Genomic DNA, 13,223 nt, shown 5'->3' on the forward strand with positions numbered 1-13,223 from the left:
AATAACCGTAAATCTGTTTAAAACATCTCAGATTCACGGTTATTTGGCGTTTCTGTTTTTAATTTTAGTTGCTTCTATTATAAAATTTCTTAGTTCGGGCTTACGATCAAACAACATTGCTATCACTTTTTGTCTTGGGGTAGCAAAAGATATATTGATTTCTTTGAATTTTGGATAGGTTTGATAGAATTCTTCCGTTTTTTTCTTTATCCTTCTTATTTCTTCTTCTTTAGCCTCTATTGCACGCTTTTTATCTTCTTCTTCCCATTTTCTTTTTCTTGCTTTAACTTCCTCTATAGTTCTCCGCTTTTTTTCATGAAACTCATACGGACTGCTGAAATAACTCATTCCCAGTGTTTTTTGCATCTCTTTTAATATATGAACTGACTCTTCAGGGGTTAGAAAAGACTTATCGTAACAAGATTTCATCCATTGTGGACTAGGTTTTTTTTCTTCGATATACCATTCTTCAATAATTGGCTTTAAAAATACATCATACCCTAAGTAACCAAATTCATTAGAAGTTTCCTTTGAAATCAAAACGTGCAAAATAGTATGTTCTATCAGATCACAATAAACTAATCTATCTTTCTTCTGATATTCAAATGGAATGTTTTTGCTTTTTATAAATAACTGGTCTGATATTTTCAATTCTTTAATCTCATCTATATGATGACAGTATAATCCTTCACTAGTTCTTGAATATTTCCCTTTTGTTATATTTTTAATTTCTCCATTCATAAACCTGTAATATGATTTTTCTCTATAATAATCGTCTTTTGCGGGACCATATTTATGAAGTAAAAAATCAACTACTTCATTGTAAGTTTTTGATAGTAAATCTACGTACTCTTTACTTTTATTCATCAGTTATCACCTATATTCTTAAGTATTTTCTCACATAAATTCCAATGAAAAGTTGCCTTCAACTAATTGCTGTCCATACTAAGAAATGCATTTGAAATATGTAACTAGACAATCAAAATATCATTATCTTCTAAATTTACATATATCAAATATGACTAAGATAATAATCCGAACGTTTAATGTCTTTTTCTTTGTTTCCATCAAATCCCCCCAATTTCTCCTTCAATAATCCCACCTCTCTAGTAAATTCAACAATAAAGAATGTTTATCCTTCTTTTACCTTTTTCAACATATCTGCCGTTTATTTATTAAGCTGTAAAACAATAATTCGAATTTCTACTTCTAAATATTTTAAATAATGTTATTATTTAATTGATATAATATTTCAAAGGGAGAGGTTTCTTTTGACAACTACTACAAATGATAAAGCTATTATTAAAGAGGTAACTATTCATGCTCCATTAAACTTAGTATGGTATGCCTGGACAATCTCTGAAAGAGTTTCTGAATGGTTTGCTCCTGAAGCAGTAGTAGAATTAAGAGAAGGTGGCGCATACGAACTGTATTTTATACCTGGAAATCGTACAAGTATGAATACTAAGGGATGTAAAATCACAAAACTTATTAATGAAAAAGAGCTACATTTTACTTGGAAAGGACCAGATGAATTCGAGGAATTAATGAACAAAGAAGATGAATTAACAATTGTTAATGTAAGTTTCAAATCAATCAACGATAATTCTACAAAGGTGATTGTGGAACATATTGGATTTAAAGATCATGAAGACTGGGTTGAAGCAATTAACTGGCACGAAATGGCTTGGTCAGGTGTTCTTGATAGTCTAAAATCTGCTCTTGAAAAGGGCGAAGGAAATCTATGTTGCCAACCCTAATGTTATTAAAGACCATCTATTTTAGATGGTTTTTTTATTCGGGGAAAATTTTAAACTAGATTTTGTTATTATAAAACCTAATAACCTATATATATCACTTCAATAATGAGGTTATATAAAAGTAAAAATAATGCACACATATTGTCACCTATAAAAATATAAGGTTGACAATATACTTTTTTAATAATAAACTTTAAAATATATTTTCAAATATTTCGAGACAGGTTTCATGGGGGGAAGAGAGAATGAATGATCAAAGCAAGAGGTTAAGGGTTATCATGAACTGTGCAATCTTCGCTGCTATTACTGGGATTTTGGCACAGGTAGAGATTCCATTACCATTAATTCCAATTAGTGGACAAACATTGGCGGTAGGACTAGCTGCAACGATTCTCGGAAGCCGTCAAGGGGCACTTGCAATGGTATGCTATATGCTACTTGGGGCAGTGGGTGTTCCGGTGTTTGCAGGATTCAGTGGGGGACTTCAAGTCATTGTAGGGCCATCTGGTGGATATATTATCGGGTTCATTGCTACGGCATTTGTAACAGGATTTATCTTAGAGAAAACAAGATTCACCGTCCCGATGGCACTTTATGCGAATGTAATTGGAATGTTTATCACCTTACTATTTGGTACGGTCCAATTGAAAATTGTACTAGATTTAGGGTGGGGAGCAGCTCTAGCAGCAGGTGTTTACCCATTCCTAGCAGTCGGCTTTATCAAAGCTTTCCTAGCAAGCTGGATCGGCATTACCGTAAGACAACGCCTAATCCAAGCAAATCTCATTCATGCAACAGGCAAGGCTGCTTAATAGGAAAAAGATCGGTCTCTGATAAATACTCAGTACAGCAAAAAAGCAAAGAAACTCTATTAGAGGTTCTTTGCTTTTTTTGTTTACATGCCTTGTTTTTTACTCGTTTCATCTCTTTGCCAACATTCTAGGTCTTCAAATCCTTCTATGTTGTCAGCGTAAAACACAGGGTCTTTCCCTTCTTTTCGTTGTTTGAGATAATCTTTCAGAACAGGTGCCACTAATTTCCCGATAAATGCTAGAGCAATTAAGTTTACTATGGCCATTAATGCCATGAATAGATCACCTAAGTTCCAAACCATCTCCAGGCTTGCTACTGATCCGAATAGCACCATTGCTAATACCGCAATACGGAATACAAAAATGGCTAATTTGCTTTCCTTAATGAAAGAAATATTTGCTTCGCCGTAATAATAGTTTCCGATAATCGAGCTGAAACAGAATAGTAATATAGCAATAGCGATAAAGATACTGGCCCACTCACCTACATGGGCGCTTGAAGCCAATTGTGTTAATTGGATACCTTCTGCACTATCCGTTGGAATATCCGTGGCGAATAGAATAATAAATGCTGTAGCAGAACATATCAGTAGCGTATCAACAAAGACTCCTAACGTTTGAACGAATCCTTGTTTAACTGGATGCGAAACATTTGCAGTTGCAGCCGCTACAGGAGCGGAACCCATACCTGCTTCGTTACTGAATAGCCCTCGTTTCACTCCATTCATAATCGCGGCACCAATTCCCCCACCGACAGCTTGCTCTAAACCAAATGCACTTGATACAATAAGACCGAAAACAGCAGGGATTTCTGAATAATTTATGACTACGACATATAAGGCTAAGGCGACATATAATATCGCCATTACTGGAACAACAGCTTGAGTTACTTTCGCAATTCGTGTAACTCCGCCAAAGATGACAAACCCTGTAAGAATGGTGATGATCGAACCGATAATCAAAGGTTCTATTCCGAATGCTTCATTAAAAGCTGAAGCGATTGTATTGGTTTGAATAGAATTAAATGCGAAACCAAAACAGAACGTAATTAGGATAGCAAATAGAACACCCATCCATCGTTTTCCCATTGCTCTTTCCATGTAATAAGCAGGTCCACCTTTGAATCCATTCGTACCTGGATCTTTCACTTTGTACATTTGAGCTAAAGTGCTTTCGACAAAAGCTAACGAAGCACCAAACAATGCGATTACCCACATCCAAAAAACGGCACCAGGACCGCCTAAAGAAATAGCAACAGCAACACCAGCTACGTTACCAGTCCCTACACGCGTTGCTGTACTTATGGTGAATGCTTGAAAGGAGGATATTCCTTTTTGATTTTCATCTGAAGATTGAGTGGAATCTCCCAATAGCCGGAACATTTCTTTAAAATTCTTAAATTGAACAAACCCTGTCTTAAATGTAAAATACAAAGCAAGACCAACGAGTACTATGATCAATATATAAGACCAAAATAAATCATTTCCGACAGATATAATGTTTTCTATAACACTCATCATATTCTCCTTTCTCATGTTGTAACTTAATTTCAAATATTATATCACAAAAATGGTGTTCCTTTTTATAGTAAACTATTGGTAAGTATGTAAGTTTTATTGTCTGGCAAATTATACTATTTGGGTGTTGTTGTTTGCAGAAAACTCTATAACAAGGAACGGTATATTTGTTAGACAACGTTTCCTTCAAGCGGCACCTATTGAAGTAAAAGGAGATGCTCGTTGATAAAAGCTAGATAATTTTAAAAGCGGTTCAAGCGGAAAAAAATTCTGATTGGACCGCTTGTTTATTGCATATATTTAATTCCTGTTTGTCTTATGTAAGTATCTTTGGTGACAATGGTCTTCTTAACATGTGCTCTCTAATTTGGACAGAGTTCCTTTTCACAACTCTCGTCCGTTTTCTTTGTCTTCGGAGTGATGAAGCGCTTACTGGAAATTTAATTTCTTGTCCGTTTTTAAATAATACAATCGCCTCTTCGGAATGCGATCCATCTCTGATTTCGGAAACATGGTGATAGGCTATCCAGCAGCAGTCGAAATGAACCATAGCATGGGTAGGGAACATATACAGTTCACCCAGATAGATTGGGATGGGAACTTTCTTCCAATAGCCTGTATGCAGCTTTACGGTCCGTCTTGTTGCTTCGAGGGAACTGTAATTGTGGAGTAACACACCCTTTATTAAATCTAAAGGGGTATCTTTCACAAATACTTCCTTATCGAATTCTACTACATGTGTTCCATACAGATGATGCTTTGCAGGTAACAATGCCATCGTGTCCAAATGGATAAAATACTGCGATAAATAGTTATTCATTACGAATACTCCTTCCTTAGAAATAATAATGTGGTAGATCCCTATAATGTCCTCCAATCCTTTAAGTGGTAATATTATAGGTCTAAACATATAGTACGATAGACCTTGGAAAAATTCACCTATTTTGTCGTAAAGTTATATAAAATTCCAAATTTAGTTATTTTTAACTATTAAAACACTACTTTTTATTGTTTTCTCAAGGGAAAATTCATATAAATACCCAATGGGGGTATGAGTTAGGCTCTTTGAAATTTAGAGTCAATGATACTAATCTATAGTCAAAACAAATACCGATATACGAGGGGGAATAACGATGAAGAAGGAAAAATCATTTACATTTGAGGAGATTTTTAAGCAGAATGAAAGGCGTATTTACTATAACCTACATCAACTGGGTATTCGTGATTATTATGGAGAATATTATTCGGAAGCAATGTTTGCCATGTGGATTGCTTATAAGAAGTATGACAGGGATGAAGGTCCACTCTCCACCTATTTCAACTACGCCATTCGGAATCGCCTCATTGATCTCATACGAAAAAAGACGAGAGAATATGAAGTTGAGAAAGAGTACATCGAGCAAGAAACAGCGCTCCTTATAGCTGAAACGAACTCCACTTATACATCTTCAGATACAAACATCCCCGATGAAAAACTGTGGAAGAACGTGTTTTCTACATTGACTATCAATCAAAGAAAATGGGTTTATTATGCGATTATATTAGACTATCCGGTGAAAGAGATTGCTGAAAAAGAGAATGTTTCTGTGGAGGCGGTGAAAAGTTGGGGGAAGGAAGCGAGGAGGAAGTTGAGGGGGGTGTGGGATGTAAAAAGTGAATTCTTGTAAAAGTAGTAGGAACTATCAAAGTGATTAATAAGTTAAGACAATTTAATCACCAACATATGGTAAAATAGTTATAGATTATATTCATTGCGAGGTAGTTAAATGAAAACCTTAGAGATTATTACCATGCCGTTTTCCCAGAATTCTATAAATAACTTATCTGGTAAAGGATATTCAGACTATCCTGTTGTCTACTTTTTAAATAATAATTCAACGGTATATATTGGGGAGACGGTAGCGATTAGAAATCGATTGAGAAATCACTTGAAAAACTCCGAAAGAAAATCATTAAAAAAGATGACTATAATTATCCATGAGAAATTTAATCGGTCTGCTACCTATAATATTGAAACTAAATTAATTAACTATTTCTTAGCAGATGAGCGGTATAAAATGCAGAATAAAAGTCAAACAGTTAATAGCATCAGTCATAATTACTACGACAAACCATTTTATAATGAGAAAATATTTAACGAAATATGGGACCGATTAAGACAGCAGAAAATAGTCAACAACTCTAGAGATGTTATCGAAAACAAAGATATATATAAGCTGTCTCCTTTTAAAGAGTTATCAACGGATCAAATAGAATTAAAACAAAAGATTATTGAAGTTTGTGAAAAACAAATGGATAGCGATGAACCGTTTGTTTTTCTTGTAAAAGGTGAAGCAGGAACAGGTAAGAGTGTGGTGTTGAGTGCAGTCTTTAATCGAATTCAAGAATTAGCAAAGGAAAAGTCCTCAGTACTTTATAATAGTAACAACTACTTATTAGTGAATCACACAGAAATGTTAAAAACATATCAAAAAATTGCGGGAAAAATAAAGACGCTTAAAAAGAATAACTTTGATAAACCTACTTCCTTTATTAACAGACAAAAAAAGTCTAATGAAAAAGCAGATATTGTATTTGTGGACGAAGCACATTTACTCCTAACAAAACCTGACCGATTCAATAATTTTAATGAGAATAATCATTTGGAAGAGATAATAAAAAACAGCAAGATCGCTATTATAGTATTCGATGATAAACAAGTATTAAAAATGAAAAGTTACTGGGATGAAAATAAGTTACGACAGATTGTAAAAGGTGTTAAGTCACAAGAATATATTTTGAAAAATCAATTTCGTATGAATGCAAGTGAAGAGATGATAAATTGGATTGACCAATTTGTCGAGAAAAAAATTACCCCTATTCCTCGAGAAAATAATTTTGATTTTCGAATATTTGAATCAGCAGATGATATGTATAAACAAATACGTGAGAAAAATAATCAAGTTGGCTTGGCGAGGATGGTTTCAACTTTTGATTATGTACATAAAAAAGATGGGGGCACTTACTATATAACTGAAGGCAAGTTTAAATTACCATGGAATACTACTATGGGAGATACAACCTGGGCAGAAAGAAAAGAAACGATAGATGAAGTTGGTTCTATTTATACAATCCAAGGTTTTGACTTGAATTATGTAGGCGTGATATTAGGGCCTTCAGTTTCTTATGACGAGGACAAAAACGAGCTGAAAATTATTACCGAAAATTATAAGGATACTGAGGCATTCAGAGGAAAAGATGAATTCAAAGATCCAGATGCTGTTAAAGAAAAAATCATACTAAATTCTATAAATGTTCTACTAAAGAGAGGAATAAAGGGTTTATATATTTATGCCAGTGATTTAAAACTAGGAAACCATTTATTAAAATTTTACCAAAACCGTGGTCAAAAATATGGCAATATGAAGGTCGCTGAAGCAAACGGGGACTATCATTAGGGATAGAGATTATTGAATCATTAAAGAAAGGAGTAAATTATGAAACAATTGGACTCATTTAATAGTAAGAATGCTAGTAGAGTGTATGCCATGAAAGAAGCACTTGAAAATAAATACCCTCATATAGATTGGCGGACGGAGCAGAGTAACCCAGATTCTTCTGGAGAATTGAACGTTTCATTATTTGTTCCATTCCCTCAATACAAAGAAGCAGAACTAATCTACCAAGATTTTAAAAGTAATAAGTTTAATTGTGGATCCTCTGTTTTCGATTCATTGATCGAGGAGGTTATAGCATTCAGGGACGAGAGAAATTGGAAGCAATTCCACAATCCTAAGGATCTGGCGTTATCGCTCTCTTTAGAAGCAAGTGAGTTATTGGAGAACTTTCAATGGAAAACAAGTGAGCAAGCTATAAAAGAAAATATGGATAACTTGAAGGATGAGTTAGCGGACGTGGTTATATATGCATTATTGTTGTCTGATGCCTTAGATATAAATATGGAAACTGCTATTAAAGAAAAAATTAGAAAGAATAGAAGTAAATATCCAGTGGAAAAGTCTTTTGGGATTAGTAAGAAGTATACAGATTTATGATACTTCAGTTAATTTGTATCTGTATATCCATGATTCAATTCATTTTGATCCCCCTATAACTGTTTTCGGGCTATACATATCGTTGGGAATGGAACACAGTGAAATTCGAGTTAAAGGTCTCGCTCCCATTAAATGCTGGAGTTTTTATTAAGATAATTTAGTTAAAAGGAGGTATTTTTCATTGCCATCACTAAAAGACCAACTACTAATTTTTATGAATAACTACAAACAAGCAAAAACAGAAACCTTTAAAGAACATGAGTTGGGGACGCTTATAAGGCGAGAAATCCCAAAAAAATTTTATCGTAAAAGCCAACTAAATAGAAAAAAATATCTTATTAAAGGTTCAGTAGGCCAAGGCAATTGGGCCCATGTTCCTTGGATTGCAGTAATGAACAGGGAAATTACAACTTCTACACAAAGAGGATTTTATCTTGTTTACTTATTTGCTGAAGACATGTCTCATGTTTATTTAGCGTTGGCCCAAGGCGTAACAGAAACGCCTCCAGCAGAAATGGACCGGATTAATAAAGAAATTAGAGAAGAACTAGATATTAAAGAACCACAAATTCATAGAGATAACAACTTTTATTTAGGTGAAAGTAGATTTGCCGTAGATTACAAAAAATCAACAGCAATCTATATTCCCTATTTAATTGATGGTTTTCCATCTGATGAGCAATTATTAGAAGACCTTAGAATCATGGTGAAATATTACGAGGAATATATTAAGAAATCTATTCAATTTGATTTACCTAAAACCCTTGATAAATTCTTATCAGAGCTTATTTCTTTGCATTCAAGTGAAACATATTCCACCGAGATATATGGTGAGATAAAAGCTTCTTTGGTTGAGATATTAAATAAGCAAGAGATAGATCGTACGAAAATTACGTTTAACAGTAGGGAGATTTTAGACAGGATACCCTTTGTGAGCGTAAAAGAAACTACATATGAATTGACAGAGTATACAACATTAGATTTACCTAATGCAAGTTACCAGCATACGATCCAAATGCTAGAAGATTTATTAGGTGGCGATCAAACAAGTTCTATAAGTAGGAGTGTTAGCTGGCGAGCACTGAATGCGTTGAATATATTAAATTATATTGATCGTAATGAAAATTTATTTGTAACGGAGGTTCCAAACGCATTAGAACAAAGTAAACGAGTTAGTTCGATACCTATTATTAAAATGATAATACAATTACTTGAATCAGCCTCAGAATGGACAGAAATAGAAACGAAGCAACTAATAAAAGATGTGCTACGTTCTACTATTGTTAGTTCTAAAGATGGGACCCAAATAAAAGAGAGTGTATTGGATAAGAGATATAATTATGTAATCGATTGGTTAAAAACCGTAGGTATAGTAGACGAGGACTTACAAGTTATCGACCAAGAAATAGTAGATGCCTATCAAAAGGATGAATCAATAGAAGCTGTAAAAGAAGCGAATGAATTGGCAAGTGAAAAAGAACTTATTGAACACATCTATACATACGTCCGATCTAAAGGCTTCAACTACACCATAGAAGAAATAACCAACCTCTACCTTTCCCTAAGGGCGAAACCCTTTGTCATTCTCTCCGGAATTTCTGGTACGGGTAAAACAAAAATGGTTCAATGGTTTGCCGAAAGTGTTGGTGCAGACGAGGACAATGGACAATTTACATTGATACCAATTCGACCAGACTGGAATGATGGCTCTGATTTATTGGGCTATGTAGATATTAAAGGTGATTTTAAAGAAGGCTCATTAACAAAAGTGATTAAAATTGCAACAAACAATCCAGATTACCCATATTTTGTATTGCTGGATGAAATGAACTTAGCACGAGTGGAGCATTATTTTAGTGACATCCTTTCCGTTATGGAAAGTCGCACATGGAAAGATGGACAAGTTGTATCATCGAATCTGTTAACAAAAGAAACAGTAGGTTTTGATCTTTCCCTTCCTAATAACTTGTATGTGATTGGTACCGTTAATATGGACGAAACAACGTATCCATTCAGTAAAAAGGTGCTTGACCGTGCGAATACAATCGAGTTCAATCGGGTGGAACTTGATAATCTTGCATTCCTACATGAAACAAATACGGCTGCACCACTTCGAATCGATAATGAAAAACTGAAGCCAAAGTATCTCCACTTAAAGGATGCTTACGCTGAACATGAAGATTTAATCAAAGAAGTGACAAATGAACTTGTACAAATAAACACCATTTTAGAGAAGAACAATGCTCATGTCGGATATCGTGTCCGGGATGAAATCTGTTTTTATATGATCTATAACGATGAAGCAAATCTATTAAGTTTTGAAACAGCCTTCGATCATTGTGTGCTACAAAAGATTCTTCCACGGATCTCAGGTAGTGATTCCTTAGTAGAACAATTGCTACGTGAATTATATGAGATGTTTACAAATACAAGATTGGATGAGGGAGTAGAGATAGAAGAAGTAGATATTGCTACAGCAAAATATCCTCAGAGTGCGAAAAAAGTGGCGGAGATGCTTAGGAGGTTACGTGATGGCTACACTTCCTTCTGGATCTCGTGAGGACATTGAATTAGTTCACGTTGAAACAGATGACCTTTCCTTAATCATTAAAGGGAGGCCCTATCACGAAAGGTACGAAAGTTTAAAACAATATCGTTCGATGGATTTTCATGACACAATGGGCTTTGTTGTTAACGGAAGGGATATAGAAGAAATCAAAGTATATGATATTGACCAAAACACTCTTGTTGAACCTTCAACTTTACGGCCGATATTCTTTGAAAATAGCGTATATCAAGTAATTATTGCACCAAAGCAGAATCAGGAATTGTCATTTCATCATGAACATCCTGGGATTCGGAACGCTATCTCCTCTACTACAATCGGAGACCAAAACATTTTAATGGGTAATCTCCAATTCCAAAATGAAGTAGGGTTGACTACTTTCAGAGTCTTTCACCATACAACAAAATTGCTGGAAGTGACACTAGAAATATTTCCTTCTAAATTGGATTATCGTAATGATTATAAGAAGTTATTGGAAGAGGTAAATGATGAGATTTATAATCTAGCTTTCCATTTTATCCGAAAAACATATCATGGAGCGAAAGTGAAGTTGGATGGAAAACCTTCACGAGCTGAATTCTATCGATTGATTGAACATTACTTTGAACGATTCATACGAGCAATCTCGAATATAGAAAAACAGCCGAATCACAATCTCCAAAAAACTCATGTGAAGGCAAGAGGCGATCAGATTGGAAAACTCGATTCTAAAGGGAGAAGTTTTTTAAGAAAGCGTCCTGAGTTGTTTGTGGAGGTGGAAAGAGGTATCCCGCTTGGAAATAAACATTTCCTACCTACTTCAGGATTGAGAATCAAGAAAGAGGTCACTTATGATACGAATGAAAATCGATATATCAAATGGATGATGGAGAGATTGGTTCATAAGCTCGAAGACTTGCACACCTCCATCCAAGAACAGAACCGAAGATTTAGGCAGGATGACGACCAATATATCATCGGAAAAGTGAAGCGAATGATTACTCTCATCGATTCGAGATTGAAGCAACCTTTTTGGAAAAGGATTGGAAAACTCGACCGTTCCACTATGAGTTTAGTTCTACAAATGGCACCGAATTATCGGGATGCCAATCAAATCTATTTAACGATTTCAAGAGGCCTTGTCCTTGATGGTAAAGTATTTCAAATGTCTGTAAAAGATGTGGCTACGTTATATGAGTATTGGACGTTTTTAAAGCTTGGTCAAATTCTTGGTAAGAACTATCAATTGGTAAGTCAAGATATTGTAAAAGTGAATCGGAATGGTTTGTTTGTAGTTTTAGATGCGAATCAATCAGCCAAACGCATTTATCGCCATCCGGTCACAGAGGAAAAAATCATTTTAACTTACCAGAAATATGAAAATAAATTGCCTACCGTCAACCAGAAACCTGATACGATGTTAAGTCTCGAAAAGAAAGGTAAAGATTATCATTACAACTTTATCTTTGATGCTAAATATCGGGTGGATTATGCACAAACAGAAAGTTATTACAAAAGACGCTATGGAACCCCTGGACCCCTAGAGGAAGATATTAATACAATGCATCGTTACCGGGATTCAATTGTAGCGGGAATTAATGGGCCATATGAACGGACATCATTTGGTGCTTACGTATTATTTCCATGGTTTGATGAACAATCTTATCAACATCATCATTTTTATAAAAGTATTGATCGGGTCAATATTGGTGGATTGCCTTTTCTTCCAGATGCAACGAACTTAGTCGAGCAGTTTGTCCATAGATTAGTTGATAAAAGTCCGGAAGAACTCCAAAAAGAAGGAATCCTTCCAAGAGGTACGGTGGAAGAGTGGCAATCATCTCTGCAGGAAATTGTACTTGTAGGATTAGTAGATTCTCACGCTGCATATCGCAAGTATCTGAAGGGGAGATACTACTCCAGACCAATTAATAAGTTAAAGAATGGATGGCAGAAAGCTAATTATATTGCATTATATGTGAAAAAGAGTATAACAGAAAAACATGGAGTATTTGTCTACGGAAAAATTAAGGATGTTCAAATTCAAAAGAAAAATGTCATTTTTGAAGTGGAGATTTGGGAAAACTTGCTCGATGTTATCAAACCAGTTCAGTATGGTATTGCAAATTATATGTTGACCACACTCGATATGTTGAAAGATTCTACGGAACTTCCGGAGTTATTTATGAAGTCGAAGGAAGAAGTGACTCTCTGGAAAATGCTGCGGAGAGTTTCAGATCGTATTCAGTTAGAGTTGGATGATAATACAATTGATTATGCAACGGGTGTTACGGAGTTTAGGATAAAAGATATTAATATCCAACTAAAGAAGGATACACAGGAATTGGCTATAGATAATGGAAACGAGATGGAAATTGTACCCTATGACAAATTGAAGAGGAATCCTTCGGCTGTTTTTCGGATGTTGGTGGGGATGTTGGAGAGTTGAGTGGTAAACCCGTAATCAAACAACGCATACAAAAATGAAGCACCTCTTGCTAAGATAGAAATATCAATTGAAGGAGGTGCTTTTCTATGCCACATGAAGAACTAAT

Annotated in this window: 10 protein-coding genes; 7 read left to right on the forward strand and 3 right to left on the reverse strand. The window is 34.9% G+C overall.

Translation table 11 applies throughout. The features are described from left to right. Positions 1-39 precede the first annotated feature (39 nt). Positions 40-867, reverse strand: coding sequence for a hypothetical protein (locus ACFSBH_RS13515; RefSeq protein ID WP_379598022.1), 828 nt, complete (start codon positions 865-867; stop codon positions 40-42). Positions 868-1,271: 404 nt separating this feature from the next. On the opposite strand from ACFSBH_RS13515, the gene ACFSBH_RS13520 reads away from it, so the two are divergent. Together ACFSBH_RS13520 and ACFSBH_RS13525 are read left to right on the forward strand one after the other, a co-directional pair. Further along, complete coding sequence (locus ACFSBH_RS13520) at positions 1,272-1,760, forward strand: SRPBCC family protein (RefSeq protein WP_251517986.1); 489 nt, start codon at positions 1,272-1,274, stop codon at positions 1,758-1,760. Positions 1,761-2,005: 245 nt separating this feature from the next. After that, entirely contained in the window at positions 2,006-2,572 is a 567-nt protein-coding gene (locus tag ACFSBH_RS13525) for a biotin transporter BioY (protein ID WP_251517984.1), read from the forward strand. Positions 2,573-2,655: 83 nt separating this feature from the next. On the opposite strand, the gene ACFSBH_RS13530 is transcribed toward ACFSBH_RS13525, so the two are convergent. Continuing rightward, entirely contained in the window at positions 2,656-4,089 is a 1,434-nt protein-coding gene (locus tag ACFSBH_RS13530) for an alanine/glycine:cation symporter family protein (protein WP_379598025.1), read from the reverse strand. Positions 4,090-4,405: 316 nt separating this feature from the next. Beyond that, the gene (locus tag ACFSBH_RS13535; protein WP_251517908.1) at positions 4,406-4,909 is read right to left on the reverse strand and encodes a competence protein ComK; all 504 of its coding nucleotides are present in this window, start codon (positions 4,907-4,909) and stop codon (positions 4,406-4,408) included. A 313-nt stretch (positions 4,910-5,222) separates the two neighbouring features. Here ACFSBH_RS13535 and ACFSBH_RS13540 point away from each other — a divergent pair, with 313 nt between their 5' ends. The 5 genes from ACFSBH_RS13540 to ACFSBH_RS13560 all read left to right on the forward strand — a co-directional run bounded on the left by ACFSBH_RS13540 (position 5,223) and on the right by ACFSBH_RS13560 (position 13,117). After that, positions 5,223-5,756 carry a sigma-70 family RNA polymerase sigma factor gene (locus tag ACFSBH_RS13540; protein ID WP_251517904.1) on the forward strand — a complete coding sequence of 178 codons (534 nt, stop codon included), beginning with the start codon at positions 5,223-5,225 and terminating at the stop codon, positions 5,754-5,756. Positions 5,757-5,855: 99 nt separating this feature from the next. Continuing rightward, the gene (locus ACFSBH_RS13545; protein ID WP_379598028.1) at positions 5,856-7,526 is read left to right on the forward strand and encodes a DUF2075 domain-containing protein; all 1,671 of its coding nucleotides are present in this window, start codon (positions 5,856-5,858) and stop codon (positions 7,524-7,526) included. Between the two features lie 276 nt (positions 7,527-7,802). Then, positions 7,803-8,123 (forward strand): nucleotide pyrophosphohydrolase, encoded by a 321-nt coding sequence (locus tag ACFSBH_RS13550; RefSeq protein ID WP_251513401.1) that lies wholly within the window; start codon positions 7,803-7,805, stop codon positions 8,121-8,123. 181 nt (positions 8,124-8,304) lie between these two features. Further along, positions 8,305-10,683 (forward strand): MrcB family domain-containing protein, encoded by a 2,379-nt coding sequence (locus tag ACFSBH_RS13555; RefSeq protein ID WP_251513389.1) that lies wholly within the window; start codon positions 8,305-8,307, stop codon positions 10,681-10,683. Then, positions 10,655-13,117 carry a DUF2357 domain-containing protein gene (locus ACFSBH_RS13560; RefSeq protein WP_379598030.1) on the forward strand — a complete coding sequence of 821 codons (2,463 nt, stop codon included), beginning with the start codon at positions 10,655-10,657 and terminating at the stop codon, positions 13,115-13,117. The genes ACFSBH_RS13555 and ACFSBH_RS13560 overlap by 29 nt, the downstream gene beginning before the upstream one ends. The last annotated feature ends 106 nt before the right edge of the window (positions 13,118-13,223 follow it).

It is taken from the genome of Oceanobacillus luteolus, assembly GCF_042678205.1.
Taxonomy (GTDB): Bacteria; Bacillota; Bacilli; order Bacillales; family Amphibacillaceae; genus Oceanobacillus; species Oceanobacillus luteolus.